At 74.7% G+C, this 18,617-nt stretch carries 12 protein-coding genes; 3 read left to right on the top strand and 9 right to left on the bottom strand.

What is annotated here, in order from left to right; genetic code table 11:
* The first annotated feature begins 27 nt into the window (after window positions 1-27).
* Complete coding sequence (locus HII36_RS08720) at window positions 28-882, top strand: alpha/beta fold hydrolase (RefSeq protein ID WP_173522570.1); 855 nt, start codon at window positions 28-30, stop codon at window positions 880-882.
* Between the two features lie 6 nt (window positions 883-888).
* On the opposite strand, the gene HII36_RS08715 is transcribed toward HII36_RS08720, so the two are convergent.
* Genes HII36_RS08715 through HII36_RS57790 form a run of 3 tightly spaced genes read right to left on the bottom strand, consistent with a single transcriptional unit; the run spans window position 889 to window position 6,090 of the window.
* A complete protein-coding gene (locus HII36_RS08715) occupies window positions 889-2,379 on the bottom strand; it encodes a hypothetical protein (RefSeq protein WP_173522569.1) in 1,491 nt (496 codons plus the stop codon).
* A 43-nt stretch (window positions 2,380-2,422) separates the two neighbouring features.
* Window positions 2,423-3,313, bottom strand: a complete 891-nt coding sequence (locus HII36_RS08710) for a polysaccharide deacetylase family protein (protein ID WP_173522568.1) — start codon at window positions 3,311-3,313, stop codon at window positions 2,423-2,425.
* Between the two features lie 17 nt (window positions 3,314-3,330).
* A complete protein-coding gene (locus tag HII36_RS57790; protein WP_173522567.1) occupies window positions 3,331-6,090 on the bottom strand; it encodes a helix-turn-helix transcriptional regulator in 2,760 nt (919 codons plus the stop codon).
* Between the two features lie 176 nt (window positions 6,091-6,266).
* Between HII36_RS57790 and HII36_RS08700 the strand changes: the two genes are divergently transcribed.
* On the top strand, window positions 6,267-6,704 hold the full coding sequence (locus HII36_RS08700; protein WP_173522566.1) for a GNAT family N-acetyltransferase: 438 nt from the start codon (window positions 6,267-6,269) through the stop codon (window positions 6,702-6,704).
* 25 nt (window positions 6,705-6,729) lie between these two features.
* Here the strand turns inward: HII36_RS08700 and HII36_RS08695 are convergent, their stop codons facing one another.
* The 4 genes from HII36_RS08695 to HII36_RS58590 all read right to left on the bottom strand — a co-directional run bounded on the left by HII36_RS08695 (window position 6,730) and on the right by HII36_RS58590 (window position 15,943).
* Entirely contained in the window at window positions 6,730-8,433 is a 1,704-nt protein-coding gene (locus HII36_RS08695; RefSeq protein WP_173522565.1) for an ABC transporter ATP-binding protein, read from the bottom strand.
* Window positions 8,430-10,226, bottom strand: a complete 1,797-nt coding sequence (locus HII36_RS08690) for an ABC transporter ATP-binding protein (protein WP_217369306.1) — start codon at window positions 10,224-10,226, stop codon at window positions 8,430-8,432. Before HII36_RS08690 ends, HII36_RS08695 begins: the two co-directional genes overlap by 4 nt.
* Complete coding sequence (locus tag HII36_RS08685) at window positions 10,223-11,683, bottom strand: MFS transporter (protein WP_236003306.1); 1,461 nt, start codon at window positions 11,681-11,683, stop codon at window positions 10,223-10,225. Before HII36_RS08685 ends, HII36_RS08690 begins: the two co-directional genes overlap by 4 nt.
* A gap of 159 nt (window positions 11,684-11,842) precedes the next feature.
* On the bottom strand, window positions 11,843-15,943 hold the full coding sequence (locus HII36_RS58590) for an nSTAND1 domain-containing NTPase (RefSeq protein WP_173522563.1): 4,101 nt from the start codon (window positions 15,941-15,943) through the stop codon (window positions 11,843-11,845).
* Between the two features lie 179 nt (window positions 15,944-16,122).
* On the opposite strand from HII36_RS58590, the gene HII36_RS08675 reads away from it, so the two are divergent.
* Entirely contained in the window at window positions 16,123-16,290 is a 168-nt protein-coding gene (locus HII36_RS08675; RefSeq protein WP_173522562.1) for a hypothetical protein, read from the top strand.
* A gap of 162 nt (window positions 16,291-16,452) precedes the next feature.
* On the opposite strand, the gene HII36_RS08670 is transcribed toward HII36_RS08675, so the two are convergent.
* Both HII36_RS08670 and blaOXA read right to left on the bottom strand, forming a co-directional pair.
* Window positions 16,453-17,715 carry an MFS transporter gene (locus HII36_RS08670; RefSeq protein WP_173522561.1) on the bottom strand — a complete coding sequence of 421 codons (1,263 nt, stop codon included), beginning with the start codon at window positions 17,713-17,715 and terminating at the stop codon, window positions 16,453-16,455.
* A complete protein-coding gene (gene blaOXA / locus HII36_RS08665) occupies window positions 17,712-18,557 on the bottom strand; it encodes a class D beta-lactamase (RefSeq protein ID WP_173522560.1) in 846 nt (281 codons plus the stop codon). Before blaOXA ends, HII36_RS08670 begins: the two co-directional genes overlap by 4 nt.
* Window positions 18,558-18,617: the final 60 nt, after the last annotated feature.

The following is an 18,617-nucleotide window of genomic DNA, read 5'->3' as shown; positions in this document are numbered from 1 at the left end:
GTATTCGAATCGCGAGGTGAACCCGCCATGACCAACCAGATCGACGAGCTGACCGTGACCTCCGCCGACGGCACCACCATCGGCTACTACCGGCTGGGCCGCGGCCCCGGCCTGGTCATCTCCCACGGCGGCATGGGCTCGGCCTACAACCACATCCAGCAGGCCAGGGCGCTGGCCGCGGCGTACACCGTGTACCTGCCCGACCGCCGCGGACGCGGGCTGAGCGGCCCCTACCGTCCCGGCCACGACCTCCGGCAGGACGTGGCCGACCTGTCCGCGGTCATCACCGCGACCGGCTCCCGCTACCTGTTCGGCCTCAGCGTCGGCGCCACCATCGCGCTGCGGACCGCGCTGAGCCTGCCGGCCGTCGACAAGCTCGCCGTCTACGATCCAGGCGCGTTCACCGCGCCCACCGCCTGGCTGGCCAGGTACGAGCGCGAACTCGCCGCGGGCAGGACCGCGGCCGCCCTGGTCACCGCCATGAAAGGAGCCCGGATGGGGCCCGCGCTCATGCGCGCCCTGCCCCGCAGGCTGCTCGAACAGGGCACCGATCTGGCGATGCGCGGCGAGGAGCGCAAGGGATCGGGCGGCTACGTGCCGATGCGGGACCTGGCCCCCACCCTCGCGCACGACGTGCGGGCGCTCGTCGCGATGGAGGGACGGCTGGACGACTTCCGCGCCCTGCGCGCCGACGTGCTCCTGCTCGGCGGCGGCAGGAGCGTCCGCTACCAGAAGGCGTCACTCGCCGCGCTGGAGGGCGTGCTGCCGCGGGCCACGCGGGTGGAACTGGCCGGCCTGGGCCACGAGGGGCCATGGAACGCCGACCGCGGCGGGGACCCCGAGCGGGTGGCCCGCGAGCTGCGGCGCTTCTTCACCCCTTGACTCCGTTCATGGGCGGAACGGGTTCGTCATCCAGGCGTAGGGCTCGGGCAGGCGGAACCCGGTCAGCGGGATCACCCGCTCGGTGAGGGACGTGCTCCGCCTGATGACCGGTTTCAGCCGCTTCTGACACCGTTCGTCGGGGGGCGCGCCCAGGACGAGCTCGGCGTAGCCCAGCTTGCGCAGCTCCAGGCAGAGCGCCGTGATCAGCCGGGACGACAGCTTCGGCCGGTGGCGCGGGGTGGTCAGCCGGAAGTACCGGAGTTCGCACGCGTCGGGGGTCGGATGCCCCAGGACGACGCCGACGACCCCGTACAGCTCGCTGTGGTGGTCCTGGTCGAGCACCAGCAGCAGGCGCCGCTCGCCGGAGCCGGTGTCCTGGAAGATCTGCCGGCGCAGCTCGGCGACGCTGCGCGCGCCGGTCAGCCCGGTCACCAGCGGTTCGTCGTAGCGCTCGCAGTCGCGGACCCGATCTCCGTGACCCAGGCGCAGGTCCAGGTACTCGTCGTGGCTGCAGGGCATCCACCACCAGTGCTTACGCGTGCAGCCGGGATCCCAGTGGAAGGCGTAGTGGATGAGCGAGGCGGCCAGGCCGGGATGGGAGCCGGCCCAGAGGTCGTCGAAGACGTACCAGGGCCGGTGGCCGATGGAGTCCGCGTGCAGGGCCATCTGCGTCAGGTGCTCGCCGGCCTCGATGAGCGTGCGCTCGGGCAGGCGGCCGTCGGCCGGGGTGACGGTGCGCAGGTGCTCCATCGCGGCCCGGTGCGCCTGCTCGTGCGGTTCGGGGAACTCGCGGGCGTCGCCGGCGAACCGGCTGAATCGTTCGAGCGCGGGGGCGATGTCGTCGTCGTCCGGGGCGACCAGCGCTCTGAGGTCGAGCAGGTAGCCGGACCACTCGTCCGGGTCGTGGACGGGCCGGCGCAGCGCGGCGGCGAGCTGCGGCAGCCGCACCCCGGGGAACACGAACGTCCGATCCCATTCGAGGCTGTCGTGCCTGGCCTGCAGCGACGTGCACAGCAGGTAGGTGGCGCCGACGTCGCCGTCCGCAGAGGGGGCGAGTTCCGGGCACGGGAAGGGCGGGACGAACGGCGCCGGGTCCGGGACGACGGCGTCGGGCAGCGGCCAGGAGGGGTGGACCGGGTAGGCCCAGCGCTCCGGCTGCTCGGCGACGCACGCGTCGTCGACGAAGTAGAACGCCTCCTCCAGGTTCATGCCCATGCTCCTGATGCGGATGGCGTGCTCGTCGACGCGCAGCTCGTTGTCGGGCCACAGCCGCATCCTGATCCTGCGGCGCAGCTCGACCAGGTCCTCGGGCGGGCCGTCGGCGCATTCCCGCAGCCGTTCCAGCTCGTACACTTCGTGGCCCAGGTCGGCGTGCGCCCGCTCCAGCCCGCCCGGCTCCCACAGGCGGCGAAACCACTCCAGGACGGTGACGCCGGGCACGTGCCCGACCCTCTTGCACAGCGGCCCGGCCTCCCAGTCGCGGTGAATGAAGTGCATCAGCCGCGCACCCCCGCGCCCACGAACTCACGCCGACCGACGATCATGAATCCTGCTCCAGGACCCACGTGGCGACCTGCGCGTGGGTGGCGTACCAGACGCCGTCCTGCGCGTCGATGTGCTCCAGCAGCTCGCGCAGCACGACCATGCGGGAGCGGTGGCCGATGACGTGCGGGTGCAAGGTGAGCTGGAACAGCCCGCCCTCCTCCAGCGCGGCGTCGAACTCGTCGCGCCAGATGCCCGCCACCTCGCGCGGCGGCGGGCAGGTCCGCAGGGTGCCGCCGTGCTCCAGCAGCAGGTACGGCACGTCGTCCCTGATCCACTCGACCGGGATCTCGACGACGCCGGTCGGCTCGCCGTCGGCCAGCAGCTCGTACGGATCGTCGTCGGCCATGAGGGAGGAGTCGTAGCGCAGGCCCAGCTCCCGCGTGATGGCCAGGCTGTGGTCGGAGAACTCCCACGCCGGGGTGCGGATGCCGACCGGGCGGGTGCCCGACAGCTTCTCCAGGGTGTCGGCGGCGCGCAGGGCCAGCTCCCGCTCCTCGGCCGGGCCGAGCAGCGCGTTGCTCTCGTGGATCCAGCCGTGCATGGCGACCTCGTGGCCGGCGGCGGCGTAGTCGCGCACCTCCATCGGGTGCAGCAGCGCCGAGACCGCCGGCATGAAGAACGAGGCCGGGATGCCGAAACGGTCCAGCAGGCGCAGCACCCGGGGCGCGCCGACGCGGGAGCCGTACTCGCCCTGGGCGAGCCGGCCCGGCCCGGTCAGGCCGTCGCGTAACGGGATCGTCTCGTGGTCGGAGTCGAAGGACAGGGCGACCGCGACGCGGGCGCCGCCCGGCCAGGCGGACGGGCGCAGCGAGCGGCCCGCCCGCACCCGCGCCACGTGGCCGCGCCACGTCCGCTCGTCCCACTGCCAGGGCTTCTGTTCGGTCATGGGCGTCTTCTCCGTTCTCAGGAGGCCGGTGGACCCGGGGCTCGCGGACCGTCGTGGCCCTGGTCGGGCAGCGCCTGCGAGAGCCCGAGACGAGAGGTGATGGCGAGTTTGGCGAACACCTTGCGCAGGTGGTACTCGACGGTGCGCGGGCTGAGGAACAGCTGGGCGGCGATCTCCGGGTTCGACAGGCCCGACTTCGCCAGGCCGGCGATCTGCAGCTCCTGCGGGGTGAGCCGGCCGGGCCCGCCGGTGGTGCGCTTGCGCACGCTCTCGCCGGTGGCCAGGAGCTCGCGGCGGGCGCGCTCGGCGAAGGCCTCCGCGCCGAACCCGCGCAACATCTCATGAGCGGTACGCAGCTGCTCGCGCGCGTCGGCCCGCCGGTTCCCGCGCCGCAGCCACTCGCCGTACACCAGATGGGTCCGCGCCAGATGGACGGCGCCCCGGCTGCGCCCCAGATGGTCGATGGCCTCGCGGTACAGCCGCTCGGCGGCCTCGCCGTCGCACAGCAGCGCCTTCGACCTGGCCAGCAGGCCGAGCGCCCAGGGCGTGCCGCCGGCGGTGGCACGTTCCTCCAGCCGCCTCAGCGCGTCCGCGGCCGCCTCGGGGGCGTCGCTGCGGGCGGCCGCCTCGACCAGCTCGACGAGGGACAACCCGGTCAGCCCCAGATCGTCGTGCTCGCACGCGCTCCGCGCGCTGTCCAGGGCATCCTGGTAGCGGCCGAAACCGTTGTACGCCACCGCGTTCACGTAGTGGCGCCCGCCGATCGACCGCCCCTCGTTCCAGGTGATCGCCCACTCGGAGAGCGAGTCGAGCACCTGCGGCGACCTCTCCTCACCACGCCAGCCGAGGAGCAATCCCGAGGCGAAACCGAGGTAGGAGTTGCCGGTCACCTTCAAGATCGCGTCGGATTCCTCGACCAGCGCGGCGGCCGCGTCGAACTCGCCCGCGTACACGTGCACGGCGGCGCGATAGGTGAGTGCCAGGGGAAGGAAGTTGAGCGCGCCGGTCTCGCGAGCCGTGCGCACGGCGTGCATGGTCAGCTCGTGGCACGCCTCGTCGTCCCACAGGTCGATGGCGACCAGGTAGGTCAGCCAGAGCCAGCGCATGTTGTCGTCCCCGTCGCCTCCCGCCTGCCGCCTGAACGCCTCCAGGGCACGCGCCAACCCCGGCGCGCCCTCGACGAGCCCCTCGGCGAACCGGGTCACCAGGCCGTCGAGGAGCGCGTCGACCGGTCGCGGCCCAGGAGGCGCGGCACGGGCGGCCTCGGCCACCTTCCGCAGCACGCCCGGTTCGCCCAGCCGGCCGGCGAACACCGCCGACCCGATGGCGTCGAGATACGCCTCACGCGCCTGCCCCGGCTCGACGTGGGCCAGCCGGTCGGCCGCGTCGAGCAGCGTCGGCAGCGCCTCGCCGCCGCGCCTGCGGGCGAAGGCGATCTGGCCGCGTAGCCTGGTCAGCCGCGCGCTCTGCAGTTCGTCCAGCGGGCAGAGCTCGGCGGCGACGAGCAGGTCGAGCGCCGTGTCGGGAGCTCCGGCCTCGAAGGCGGCCTGCCCCGCGGCCAGCGCCCTGGCCCCGCGTGCGGCCGGATCGGGCGACAGCTCGCTCGCGCGCCGCAGGAACGCCGCCACCGCCGCGATGCCGCCGCGCGCCTGGGCCCGGCCGGCCACCTGCTCCAGCTCACCGGCCACGGCCTCGTCGGGTCCGGCCGCGCGATGCCAGGCCCGGCGATCGGGGTCGGACCCCGGATCGGTCGCCTCGGCCAGCGCCCCGTGCGCCGCCCGGCGCTCCGGCGCCGCCGAGTACACCGCCGAGCGCACCAGCGGATGACGGAACCGCGCCCGCGCCCCGACCTCCAGCAACCCGTCGGCCAGCGCCGGCTCCGCCGCGGACGGGCCGACCCCGAGCCGCCCGGCCGCCCGCCAGATCAGCACCGCGTCGCCGGTCGGCTCGGCCGCCGCGACCAGCATCAGCGACCGGGTCTCCGGCGGCAGCGCCGCCAGCCTGCGGCGGAAGCCCTCCTCGATCCGCGCCGGCACGGCCTGGGCCTCGACCAGCCCGAACTCGCCCGCGAGCTGGGCCGGGCTGAGGCCGCGCGGCAACTCCAGCAGGGCGAGGGGGTTGCCGTTCGTCTCGGCCAGGATCCGGTCCCTGACCTGTTCGTCCAGCGGGAACGGGACCACCGAGCGCAGCAGCGTGTGCGCCTCGGGCTCCGGCAGGCCGCGCACCTCCAGGTCCGCCAGCCCGTGGAACTGCTCGCCCGGCTCGCGGATCGCGAAGATCAGCCCGATCGGCTCGGCCAGCAGCCGCCGCGCCACGAACGCCAGCACCTGCGCCGACGGCAGGTCGAGCCACTGCGCGTCGTCGACGACGCACAACAACGCGCGTTCCTCGGCCGCCTCGGCCAGCAAGGTCAGCACCGCCAGCCCGACCAGGAACCGGTCCGGCGTACCGCCCTCCCGCAGCCCGAACGCGACCGCCAGCGCGTCGCGCTGCGGCGCGGGCAGGCTCTCCAGCCGGTCCAGCAGCGGCGCGAGCAGGAGATGCAGGCCGGCGAACGTCAGCTCCATCTCCGACTCGACGCCCGCCGCGCGGGCCACCCGCATGTCCGCCGCCGCGCCCACCGTGTGGTGCAGCAGCGCGGACTTGCCCACCCCCGCCTCGCCGCGCAGCACCAGGACCCGTCCGCGCCCTGACCGCACGTCCCCGAGCAGGCCGTCGAGCTCGGCCCGCTCACGCTGCCGGTTCAACAGTTGTGTGGGCCCGAAGCGCGTCTCCATCCCCCGTCGCACCCCCCGTTCAGTGCCGGCCCGGCAGGCGCGGCCAAGTCAGCGACCACCAGGCGCTCGCCAGGATGCCACTGCCGCCCGTCCGCGATCAAGCCCGGGGGACGGCACGGGCCTCGCGGGACGGGCCGCGCGTTCCCCGGGGGAGCGGCCGCCCTATGCTCTTGCGCATGTTCCGCGAGGCCCGAGCCGGCGACTTCGAGCACATCCTCCGCCTCTACCGGCAGCTGCAGCCCCACGATCCCGTCCTGAGCGACGGGTCCGACGCCGCCGTCTTCCAGCAGATCCTGGACTCTCCGGCGCTACGGCTGTTCGTGCTCGAACGCGACGGCGCGATCGTCGCGACGGCCTATCTCAACGTGATCCCCAACCTCACCCGGGCGGCCTCGCCCTACGCCGTCATCGAGAACGTCGTCGTCGACGAGTCGCGGCGCGGCACGGGCCTCGGCAAGCAGATCATGGCCGGCACCCTGCAGGCCGCCTGGGACGCCGGCTGCTACAAGGCGATGCTGCAGACCGGCTCCAGCCAGCCCGCCACCCACGCGTTCTACCGTGCCTGCGGATTCACCGCCGATGCCAAGACCGCGTACCTGGCCCGCCCCTCCTGAACGGCGGGCCCGCCTGCCGCATGGGTCACGGGGTGAGTGAGACGTTCCAGAACCCGGCGTAGCGGCCCGCGCGGCGCAGCAGCTCCTCGTGGGTGCCCTCCTCGGCGATCCGGCCGCCGTCCAGGAAGACGATGTGGTCGGCGCGCTGGACCGTGCGCAGCCGGTGCGCCACCATCACCACCGTCCGTCCGGCCATCAGGCGTTCGATGCCCGCGTGCACCGCCGCCTCGTTCAGCGGGTCGAGCGCGGAGGTCACCTCGTCGAGCAGCACGATCGGGGCGTCCTTCAGCAGGGCGCGGGCGATCGAGACGCGCTGGCGCTCGCCGCCCGACAGCAGGGCGCCGCCCTCGCCGACGTTCGCCGACCAGCCGCCGGGCAGCCGCTCGATCACCTCGTCCAGCCGGGCCGCGGCGGCGGCCGCCCGCACCTCGGCGTCGGACGCGCCGGGCCGGCCGAGCCGGACGTTCTCCTCGATCGTGCCGTCGAAGAGGTAGACGTCCTGGAAGACGATGGCCAGCTGCGACATCAGCGTCTCGGTGCTCATCGAGCGCACGTCGACGCCGCCCACGCGGATCGCGCCGCCCTGGACGTCGTAGAAGCGGGCCAGCAGTTGCAGCAGCGTGCTCTTGCCCGAGCCGGACGGCCCGACCACGGCCAGCCGGCCGCCCTGCGGCACCGACAGCGACACCTCGTCGAGCACCGCGCGCTCGCCGTGCGCGAAGGAGACGGAATCCAGCTCCAGGTCGTGGCGGACCGGCCGGACCGGCTCGCGCGGCTCGGGCAGCGGCTCGGCGCGCAGCACCTCGTCCAGCCTGGCCAGCTCCGAACGCGCGGCGCGCAGCTTGCCGCCGAGGTCGGCCAGCGCCAGCAGCGGGTCGGCGCAGCGCGCGGCCAGCACCAGGATCGCCAGCACCTCGGCCACCCCGATGCCGCCGCCGAGCGCCAGGTAGGCGCCCAGGACCAGCAGCGCGGTGAACGCCGCCTGCACCGCGAGCGTCAGGCCCACCGTGCCGGGCAGCGTCGCCAGCACGGTACGCCGCGACGCCCGCTGCACCTGCCGCAGCGACTCGTCCAGCAGCCGGAACCGCTCACCGGTCCGGCCGCCGGCCCGCAGCACCGGCTGGGCCTGCAGGTACTCGATGACCCTGGCACTGGCCTCGTGGTCACGCGCGGCGCGCTCGGCGTCGGTCGCGGCCATCGAGCGAACCGTCCACGCCTGGGCCGCGGCCACGACGGGCGCGGCGAGCAGCGCGGCCAGCCCGAGCTGCCAGTTGAAGACCAGCATCAGGGCGACGATGGTCAGCGGCGTCACGGCGGCGGAGATGAACGGCGCCAGCAGGTGCGCGATCACGCTCATCGCCTGCAGCACGCCGCTGCCGGCCAGCACCGACACCTCCCCGACCCGGCCCGCGCCGTACCAGCCGACGGGCAGCCGGCCCAGGTGGTCGCCGAGCCGGTGGTACATGCCGCGCAGCAGCGTGGTGCCGACCCGGAAGCCGGACAGGTCACTGGCGTAACGCAGCGCCGCGTAGCCGGCGACCGCGGCGGCGAACGCCCCCAGCCACGGCCCGGCATCGGCCGGAGTGCCGCCGAACAGGGTCCGCAGCACGGGGACCAGCAGCGCGTAGGACAGGCCCTCGGCGACCGCGGTCACGGTCATCAGGGCCACGGTGCGGCGCACCGGCGGGGCGTACTCGGCGCCGAGCACGCGCAGCAGCAGGCGGATCATCGCGGGTCTTCTCCTCGCGGCACGTCGTGAACGGTGGACTGGTGTGAGCGCCAGAACGCGGCGAAACGTCCGTCCTGGGCCAGCAGGTCGGCGGGCCGGCCGCGCTCGGCGACGGTTCCGTCCGCCAGCACGAGCACGGTGTCGGCGTCGGCGACGGTCTCCAGGCGGTGCGCGATGACCAGGATCGTCCGGTCGCCGGCCGGTGACGCCAGCGCGCGGCGCACCGCCTGCTCGGTCTGCGGGTCGGCGAACGAGGTCGCCTCGTCCAGCACCAGGACCGGCGCGTCGGCCAGCAGCGCCCGGGCGAGCGCGACGCGTTGCGCCTCGCCGCCCGACAGGTGCACGTCCTGCCCGATCACGGTGTCGTAGCCGTGCGGCAGCTCCAGGACGCGCTCGTGGATGTTCGCCAGCTTCGCCGCCCTGACCACGTCGTCGTGCCCGGCCCTGGGCACCGCGAGCGCGATGTTGTCGGCGACCGAGGCCCGCAGCAGCCGGACGTCCTGGAAGACGAACGACACCCGCCGGTACAGCTCCTCGGCGTCCAGCTCGCGCAGATCGACCCCGCCCAGCGTGATCGAGCCGTGCGACGGGTCGAAGAACCGCGGCAGCAACTGCACCAGCGTGGACTTGCCGCTGCCCGACGGGCCGACGATCGCGGTGACCGTCCCGGGTTCGAGCACCAGGTCGATGCCGCGCAGCACCTCGTGGCCGTCGTCGTAGGCGAAGCGGACGTCACGCAGCTCCACCCGGTGCCCCCGCGGGGTGCGCGGCCGGTCGGGCTCGGGCAGCGGGCGCACCGCGAGCACGTCCTTGATCCGGCCGATCGCGCGCCTGGCGGTCTGCAGGTCGTCGAAGCCGTGCCCGAGCGCCGCCACCGGAGCGGTCAGCCCCAGCCCGAGCAGCAGGAACGGCAGCAGGTCCGCCGGCGGCAGCCCGCCGCTGGTGATCAGCAGCGCGCCGCCGGCCAGCACCACCAGCAGCACGAACGGCGGCGACAACACCACCTGCATGGCCGCGGCGATCGCGGACAGGCCGCGCACCATCCGGTAGAAGCTGGCCACGAAGTCGTCGGTGGCCGTGCGGAACCTGCGATGGGCGCGCCCGGCCCCGCCGAACGCCTTGACCACCGCGATCCCCTGCACGAACTCCACCACCGAGCTGGAGATCCGCCCCATGGCCGCGTCGAACTCGGTCTGCTCGCGCAGCTTGGCCGGCGTCATCATCAGCGGGACCAGGGCCACCGCCAGCGCCACCGGGATCAGCGTGATCAGCGTGAGCCGCCAGTCGACGGTGAACAGGTAGACCAGCGACACCAGCGGCACCACGAAGGCCGCGACCAGCTCGCCCGGCGCGTGGGCGATGAACGGGTGCACGGCGCTGACGTCCTCGCCGACCACCTTGGCCAGCTCGCCGGTGCGGCGGCGGGAGAACCAGCCGATCGGCACCCGTCCCAGCCCGGCGGCCAGCCGCCGGCGGAGGGCGAGCTGCACCTCGCCGTCCACGAGGTGCCCGATCCCGGACGACGCCCCGGTGAACACCAGCCGGGCGAGCAGCCCCGCCGCGCCCGCGAGCACCACGAACCAGACCCGTCCGGAATCGATCGGGCCGGGCGCCAGCAGGGTCCGGCCCAGCTCGGCGACGGCCAGCAGCGGCGCCAGCCCCGCGACGGCGCCGACCACCTGGAAGGCGACGACGGCCGCGAAATTCAGCGCGTGCGGCCGCAGCAGCCGGCGCATCCGGGGCCCGGCCCCGGCCCTGCCGGTGCCGGTGTGTGTGTCTGTGGTGATCGTCATGCCGAACGTCCTTCCTTGCTCAGGTCGGCGCGGGGCCGGGCCTCGGCCCGTTCCGCCTGGGTGGGCCGCCGCGACCAGGGCAGGACGGTCAGCGCGACGAGTACGGCGCCGGCCAGCAGCACCGCGCCCAGCGTCAGGCCGAACGCGTAGCCGTCGCTGAGCGCGGCGGCGGTGGCGGCCGGGCCGCTGCGCTGGTGCGCGGCGCTGCCGAGCGCGGCCAGCCCGAGTGCGGCGCCGAGCTGTCGGGAGCTGTTGAGCAGGCCCGACGCGGTGCCGCTCTCGTGCGCGGCGACGCCGGTGGTGGCGAGGGCGACCAGCGGACCGAGGCCGATCCCGAAGCCGATGCCGGCGACGATGGACGGGCCCAGGATGTCGGTGACGAAACCACCGTCCGGGCTGATCATGCCGAACCAGGCCATCCCGGACGCCGTCACCAGCCCGCCGGCGACCAGCAGCGTACGCGGCGCGAACCGGTAGCCGAGCTTGACCGCGAGCACCGAGCCCGCGATCACGCCCAGCGCGACCGGCAGGAACTGCAGCCCGGCCAGCGCGGGCCCGTTCCCGAGCACGCGTTGCAGATACAGGGACAGGAAGTAGAACGACGCGGCCATGGCGGCCCCGGACAGCAGGCTGTAGACGTTCGCGCCGACCACCGAGCGGTTGGCGAACAGGCCGAGCCGGATCAGCGGCTCACGCGTGGTCGTCCGTTCGACCAGGACGAACGCGGCCAGCAGCGCCACGGCGCCGCCCAGGGTCGCCAGCGTGACGGACGAGGTCCACGCGTACTGCTCGGTGCGCACGATGCCGAACACCAGCAGGCTCATGCCCGCCGTGGCCAGCACCGCGCCCACCACGTCAGGACGCCGGCCGGGCGCCGGAGCGGGCCGCGCGGGCACGCCCCGCCAGGCCAGGGCCAGCGCGACGGCGGCCATCGGCACGTTGACGAACATCACCCAGCGCCAGCCGGCGTACTCGGTGAGCAGCCCGCCGATGAGCACGCCCAGCGCGGCGCCGGCGGCGTTCGTCGCGCTCCACACCCCGAAGGCGCGCACGCGGGCCCGGCCAGCGGGGAACGTGGTGGCCAGCAGGGCCAGCGCGGCCGGGGCCAGCGCGGCGGCCCCGACGCCCTGGAGCGCGCGGGCGGCGACGAGGTGGCCCGGCTCGACGGCGAAGCCGCCCGCCAGCGAGGCCAGCCCGAACAGCACGAGCCCGGCCAGCAGGACCGGCCTGCGGCCGTAGCGGTCGGCGGCCTTGCCGCCGAGCAGGAGCAGCCCGCCGAAGGTGAGCGCGTAGGCGTGGATCACCCAGGTCAGGCCCACCGCGCCGAAACCGAGGCCGGCCGCGATCTCCGGCAGGCCGACGTTCACGACCGACAGGTCCAGCGACACCATGAACTGCACCACGGCCACCGCGGCGAGTACGACCCCCGTACGGGCTTGGGATTCGATCGTGTTCATGCCGGACATGGTGCTATCCGGGCTGGTCAGCGGGCATCCTGCCGGGGGAGACTCCTGGACGTGGCACGCGGGAAGTAGCGGCGGCCCGGCTACTTCCCCGGGAGTAGCGCGCCGCTCATCCGCCCGGCGCCGCGCGGGGGAGCGGCCGGCCACGACCGGTCAGTACGGCACCGGCTCGCCGCAGGGCGGTTCGTAGGACAGGGCCGGCGACACGTACGTCCGCCACACGTCGGGCGTCATGGCGTGCCGCGTCGACCGGCACAGGATGGTGAAGGCGCGCTCCGGGTCGGCCTGCCAGAGCCGGATCGTGCCGTCCTGGCCGCCGCTGATGAGCAGGTCGCCGCGCGGGCCGAAGACCAGGGCGTTGACCGCGCCGTTGTGCCCGGTGACCGGCAGCCCCAGCGCCGACGCGGACGCGGGCACGGCGGTGTCCCACAGCCGGATCTGGCCGACCGCGCCGCCGGCGAGCAGCTTCCCGTCCGGGGCGAAGCGCACGCTGGAGACCACTCCACCGGCCGGCAGCGGCGTGCCGGCCGCCCTGGGCGAGCCGGGCCGCGACAGGTCCCACAACCGGATCGTGTTGTCCCCGCCGCCGGTGGCCAGCAGCGCGCGGGCGTCGACGTCGGCGGACATGATCAGCTGGTTGGTGGCCACCTGACCGGCGGGCGCGGGAACGGCCCCGCCGCCCGTCCGCCAGACGTGCACGGTGCCCAGCACCTCGCCGCTGTAGAGGTACGGCCCACGGGGCGCGGCGGCCAGGGCCTTGATCGGCAGTGCTTTAATCGGTAGGGCCTGCCGGCGCAATTCGGCGCTGAGCACGGTGGGGCGGGCCGGGTCCGTCACGTCCCAGGCGCGCAGCGCGCCGGAGTAGCCGCCCTGCAGGCTCATCGAGGCGGCGGTCAGGGTGCGCCCGGTGGCGTCGAAGGCCAGCGCGGAGATCGGCGCGAGCCGCCGGGGCGGCACCTCGCCGCGATCGACCGGACGGGCCGGCGCGGAGACGTCCCACAGCCGTATCGCGCCGCCCCGGTCACCGGTCGCCAGGACGGTTCCCGACCCGCCGGTGCCGAAGGCCAGCGCGTCCACGACGAACAGGGCGCGGGGCAGCGTGCCGAGCGGGGTCAGGCGGGTCGGGTCGGAGACGTCCCAGAGCGTGACGTGGAACCCGGAGGCCGCCGCGAGCAGCCGGCCGTCGCCGCTGATCGCCAGCGCGTTGACCGACAGGCCGCCGTCCGTGACGGCCAGCGTCGGGGGCAGCCGCCACAGCCGCACCGTACGGTCGCCGCTGCCGCTGGCCAGCGCGCGGCCGGTGGCGTCGAAGGCCAGGCTGACGACCACGCTGGTGTGCCCGCGCAGCGGCGGGCCGAGCACCCTGGCGTGTGCCGGGTCGCCGGTGTTCCACAGGTGGACGCTGCCCGAGTTGTCGCCGGTGGCCAGCAGGTTTCCGTCCGGGCTGAAGGCGACCGCGCTGACCGTGGTGGACAGGAACAGCGTGTTGCGCACGCTGGGCCGCTCGCGGTTCGTGACGTCCCAGATCAGCACCCGGTTGTCGCCGCCCGCGGTGGCCATGGCCCGCCCGCCGGGGGCGAAGGCCACCTGGTGCACGACGCCGGTGTGCCCGCCCAGCTCGCCGCCCAGCGCGGCGGGACGGGCCGGATCGGACACGTCCCACAGCCGGGTCAGCAGCCTGCGGTCAGTCCCGGGACCGGTGCCGCCGGTGACGGCGAGGGTGTCGCCGTCCGGGCTGAACGCGACGGACGTGACGCCTTCGCGCTGCCTGGACAGCACGGTGCTCAGCCGGCGGGGCCGCCGCGGATCCGTCACGTCCCACAGTTGCACGGTGCTGGTCGTGGTGCCCGGGGTGTCGGCCCTGGTGCCGAGTGCCAGGGTGCGGCCGTCGGGGCTGAACTTCAGGCTGACCACCATGCCCGTCGCCACGCGCACCGGGTCGGACAGCGCCACCGGGTGGCGGACGTCGGAGACGTCCAGGAGCCTGATGGTGCCGTCCGAGCCGCCGCGGGCCAGCAGGTCGCCGCGTGGGCCGTAGGCGAGCTGCTGCACGAACACCCGCTCTCCGGCGCTGAGCTCGCCGGTCAGGGGGGACGGACGGCCCGGGTCGGCGACGTTCCAGAGCCGCAGCCGGCCGGCGCCGGTGGCCAGGCTGCCGTCCGGGCCGAAGGCGACCACGGGGACGTGCGGGTAACTCCCCGGCAGCGCGGTCGACTGCACCGCTCCCGCCTGCGTCATCAGCCGGGTACGCAGCGCGGCCGTCGGACGCATCCGGTAGGCGGCCAGGTCGAGCTGCGCGGCCAGCGAGGTGTTCGTCTCGCGCTGCCGGTCGGCCTCCGCGGCGACCCGCTCGAAGATCGCGTTGTCGCGTTCCGCGACGGCGGCGCTCTGCTTGTTCAGCGCGAACACGGCCAGCCCCGAGGCGATCAGCGCCAGCGCGCACACCGCGGCCACCACCGCGCTCCTGATCCGCCTGCCGCGCCGCTCGTGCCGCTCGGAGGCGGCGATGAACTCCCGGACGAGCGGGGTGACCTCGGCGCGGCTCGCGCCCGCCGCCCAGCCGCGGGCCAGCTCCAGCCGGCTGCCCCGGTACAGGACCGCCGCGTCCTTGCGCCGGCCGCGCTCCCAGGCGACGGCCGCGTCCTCCGCCTCCTGGCGGACCAGGGCGTTCGCCCCCTTGCCCGCGCCCTGCCCGATCCAGTCGTCACGCAGCCGCGGCCAGGCCCACAGCAGCGCTTCGTGGGTGAGCTCGACGGTGACCGAGCCGTCCTCCCGCCGCGCTCCCTGGGTGAGCAGCCGGGCGCGGGTGAACCGCTCGGCGGCCTCCTTGACGATCCGCGGCTCCGCGGCGGCCAGCATCAGGTCGTCGTGGGCCCGGCGGCGGCTGGTGACCTCGCCGTTCTCGCCGATCCTGACCAGGCCGAGGAACAGCGCCCTGGCCGCCTGCCCGGCGTCCGGGGTCAGCTTCGTGAGCTTCTCGAACTCCTCCTCGGCGGTGGCGGCGACCGCTCCGTCGATGCCGCCGCAGGCGCGGTAGCCGTCCAGGGTCAGGGCGTTGCCCCTGCGGTTCAGCCACGTCACCCGCAGCGCGTGCGCGAGCAGCGGCAACCGCCCGGCCTGGTACGTGCCCTCGGACGATCCCGCGGTGCCGCGCAGATCGCGCAGGATGACGTCGACCAGGCCGGGCGCGAGCGTCAGCCCGGCGTGCCCGGCCGGTTCCGTCACGGCCCTGCGCACCTCGTCGTCGGTCATCGCGCCGATGAACACCTGGTGGTCGGCGAGCGTGTCGCGCAGGTGGGCGAAGCCGGCGCAGGAGCCGTAGAAGTCGGCGCGCAGACCGTAGAGCGCCAGCGCGACGGGCTCTTCCGACGCCGCCGCCCCGGTCAGGCCGGCCAGCGCGGTCACGAAGCGGCGCTGCGCGGACTCGTCCCCGCACAGCGTGAACAGCTCCTCCAGCTGGTCGACGACCAGGACGATCCGGCCGCCGGGCAGCCGCTCGCGGATCAGCGCCGCCAGGTCACCGGGCTCACCCCGCACCGCCGCACCGACCGCCGGCTCCTCGGCCCCGATCAGCGGGCCGAGCCCCGCGACCAGCGCCGCGAGCGGATCGGCGGTGGGGGTGAGCAGCAGCCGCGGCCACCGTCCGGAGCCGGGCAGTTGCCCTCTGGCCAGCGCGGGAAGCACCCCGGCCTGCAGCAACGACGACTTGCCCGCGCCGGAGGGCGCGACGACGGCCAGCGGGCTGCGTTCGGCGAGACATCGTTCGAGCCGGTCCATGACCCGGCTGACCAGCGCCTCCCGGCCGAAGAACCACTCGGACTCGGCCCCGTTGAACGGGCGCAGCCCCGGGTACGGGCACGTTTCTCCGGCCGCCTGGCCATGGCCCGGGCGTCCGTCCTGGACGCCGGCGGCGCGAGCCTGCTCCCAGCGCGTCTTCCACAGCTCGTGCTGGTTGCGCCACCAGGCGTGCCGCGGCTCGTAGGCGGGCGGGTCACCGGCGTGCTCCAGCAGCACGCGGACCAGCGTCCACAGCGGTACGAAGTCGTGGGCGGTGCTGCCCTTGGTGAACCAGTCGCTGACCGTCTGCGGGGTGAGCCGCGCCGCCGCCCGCCTGGCGGTGAGCAGTTCGTTGGCGCGGTCGATCAGGTCGCGGCGGCGCAGCCCGGGCGTGCGCTCGCGGGCCGCCCGCTCCAGCGACCTCAACGCCTCGCGCAACACCGCCCTGGCGGCGGGCAGGTCGCCGTCACCCGTCACGCGTGCGGCCCTCCCGTCCGGACCGTCCGGTCCCGCGGGGGCGGGAAGCCGCGCTGACCTGGGCGGGAAGGCTTTCCGTCCGGTCGCTCCGGCAACCGTTGGACGGCGGCCGCCCGCACGGTGGACTGACCCGCATCGCGGCCGATCCACCGGCTGCCGACCATGGAAGGGACGCGCCGATGAACCCTGCGGTGTGGGTGCTGATGCCGATCGCCGGCCTGGGATGCGTGGCCACGACCGCCGTCGTCATCGTCTGGATGGCCACCCGGGGATGCGGCCCGGCCGATCGCGCACGGGTCCTGCGCGCGATCGCCGAGGTGATCCGCGCGGTGTGGGGCAGCCGATGAGCGCGCCGCGGCCACCGCGATGCCGACGTCCAAGGTCCGACCGCCCTCCGCCGACGACCCGTGGCGCCGCCGGCCACGCCGAGCAGCCCGGCCGCCGTGCGGCACGGAAAGCGTAACGTCGGAAGGAAGGCGGTGCCGGAGTAACCGGCCGGACACCTGGAGCTACAACATCGGCGTCTCCACGCGGCTCCTGGCGCCCTCGACGGGCTCGGGCTCGCTGGCGGCGCCTGGGCCCGCCGGCCGGGGGAGTGGCCGGGCGCAGGCCGCGGCGACGCAGCCGGTCAGCGCCAGGACGATCAGCGCCGCCGTCGCCCCGCCCGGCCCCTGGTCGAACGACCAGCCCACCGCGATGCCGCCGGCGAACGCGAACAGGCCGGACAGGAACGTCTGCACGCCCAGGTAAGCCCCGAACCGCGCCCGCGGGGCGAGCCGGGCGACCGTCTGGAACACCGCCGGCTGCAGCAGGCCGTCGGCGAGGCCGTGCAGCGCGGCCACCGCCACCAGGCCGGGCAGCCCGCCGCCCGCGCCGAACGCCAGCAGCAGATGGCCGCCGGCCGCGCACCACAGCCCGGCACGCAGCACCCCAGGACGGTCGGCGCGCCCCGGCACCGCGCACCACGGCTGCACCGCCGCCGACACCATGGCGAGCACGCAGGAGAACACGGTCAACGCGCCCGCGTCCACGCCGCCCAGCGGCACCACCACCGACGCCTGGTCGGTCAGCAGGATGGCCGGCGCCGACACGGCCGCGAACCAGACGAAGACCCGGTCGCGCACCGCCGTGCGCACCCCGGCGACGACCCCGCCCGCGTCCCGCGCCGGCGGTGCGTGCCGCACCAGCGTGAACAGGTACGCCGCGCCTGCCCACAGCGCGGCCGCCGTCAGCGCCACCAGCCAGTAGCCGACGTTCAGCAGCGCCAGCCCGAGCACCGGGCCGAGCACGGCCGCGACCTGCAACGTCATCGCGTAGGCGGCGTAGCCGCGGGCTCTGCGCCGTTCCGCGAGCCCGGCCAGCAGCGACTGCGCCGCCGGATGGAACAGCGCCCCGCCCGCGCCCAGCAGCACCACCGCGACGACCAGCCAGGGCAGGCTGGAGACGGTGCCGAGCAGCGCGAACCCGGCCGCGCGCAGCAGGCACGCCAGAATGCCCATCCGGACCGGGCCGAGCACGTCCACCAGCGCGCCGACCGGCAGGGAGAGCGTGTGCTGCACGAGGTTGCGCAGCGCCAGCACCAGGCCGATCAGCCCGGCGGCCAGCCCCAGCCCGCCTCTGAGATGCAGGACGACGTGCGCCATCGCCGCGAAGTAACCCAGCGAGATGGCCGCCTGAATGGCGACGACCACGGCGACCGTACGCCGGTCACCGTGGTCGTGGTCGAAGCCGTGGTCGTAGCCGTGGTCGCCGCCGGGTGGGGAGACGCTCACGCGGCAGGCAGGACGTTCAGCCGCCGCAGCAGTTCACGGGCGAGCGTGGCGCGCTTGGCGGCGTCGCCGTCCTCGGCGATGTCGATGTTCAGCGCGAACGCGTGGACGCGGCCGCCGCGCTCGACCCAGCCGGTCCACCAGCCGGTGCCGGGGTCGGGGGCGTTCTGCCAGCCCGACTTGGCGTACAGGGCGTACCCGTCCTTCCTCTCCTGCAGGATCAGGTCGCGGACGGTGCGCTGGTGCTCGCGCGTGGCGGGCAGGCGCAGCGCGGCCAGCCGCTGCATGAACCGGGTCTGCTGCACCGCCGAGATCTTCAGCGGGCCGTCCAGCCAGAACCGGTCCACCGCCGTCCCGGTCTGCCGGTTGCCGTAGCCCAGCCGGTGCAGCCACTGCCGTTCACGCTTGAGCCCGACGCGGCGGGCGATCACCTGGAACGCCGCCGCGTTGGAGACGCGGACGGCCTCCCGCATGCTCATGTCCTTCTCCCAGTCGGGGAACGGCTGCGGCGTGCCGTCCCAGGGGATCACCTCGTCGGGGCTCTTCACCACGCCCGTCTCCAACGCGATCAGCGCGTGCGGGACCTTGAAACTGGAGGCGGGCACCATCGGCGTCTCGGCGCGCCGACGGTCCACCACGGTCGTCTTCCCTGCCGACACGTCGAGCAACGCGAACGTGCCTCGCACACCGGCCGCGTCGAACACCGCGCGCAGGTCGTCGCGCACGATCGTGCCCGGCCGCGCCTCCTGGGCCGCCGCGGCGACGCCGGGGGCGGTGGCCGCGTGGGCGGGGACGCCGAGGAGGGATGAGGTGAGCACGAGGACGCCGAGTATTGCCTTCTTCATGCGCAAGAGGACACCACAGGACCTCGGACCTGTCCAATATTGATATCAACGGACGACCGA

The organism is Nonomuraea antri (assembly GCF_013283785.1).
GTDB classification, from domain to species: Bacteria; Actinomycetota; Actinomycetes; order Streptosporangiales; family Streptosporangiaceae; genus Nonomuraea; species Nonomuraea antri.
This window is presented reverse-complemented; position numbering and strand designations above follow the sequence as displayed.

Excerpts from the sequence above, each read along its gene's own strand:
- HII36_RS08700 (WP_173522566.1), top strand. The coding sequence starts at position 6,267 with ATGTTCCGCGAGGCCCGAGCCGGCGACTTCGAGCACATCCTCCGCCTC.
- blaOXA (WP_173522560.1), bottom strand. The coding sequence starts at position 18,557 with ATGAAGAAGGCAATACTCGGCGTCCTCGTGCTCACCTCATCCCTCCTC.
- HII36_RS08720 (WP_173522570.1), top strand. The coding sequence starts at position 28 with ATGACCAACCAGATCGACGAGCTGACCGTGACCTCCGCCGACGGCACC.
- HII36_RS08710 (WP_173522568.1), bottom strand. The coding sequence starts at position 3,313 with ATGACCGAACAGAAGCCCTGGCAGTGGGACGAGCGGACGTGGCGCGGC.
- HII36_RS08675 (WP_173522562.1), top strand. The coding sequence starts at position 16,123 with ATGAACCCTGCGGTGTGGGTGCTGATGCCGATCGCCGGCCTGGGATGC.
- HII36_RS08695 (WP_173522565.1), bottom strand. The coding sequence starts at position 8,433 with ATGATCCGCCTGCTGCTGCGCGTGCTCGGCGCCGAGTACGCCCCGCCG.
- HII36_RS08685 (WP_236003306.1), bottom strand. The coding sequence starts at position 11,683 with ATGAACACGATCGAATCCCAAGCCCGTACGGGGGTCGTACTCGCCGCG.
- HII36_RS08715 (WP_173522569.1), bottom strand. The coding sequence starts at position 2,379 with ATGCACTTCATTCACCGCGACTGGGAGGCCGGGCCGCTGTGCAAGAGG.
- HII36_RS08690 (WP_217369306.1), bottom strand. The coding sequence starts at position 10,226 with ATGACGATCACCACAGACACACACACCGGCACCGGCAGGGCCGGGGCC.
- HII36_RS57790 (WP_173522567.1), bottom strand. The coding sequence starts at position 6,090 with ATGGAGACGCGCTTCGGGCCCACACAACTGTTGAACCGGCAGCGTGAG.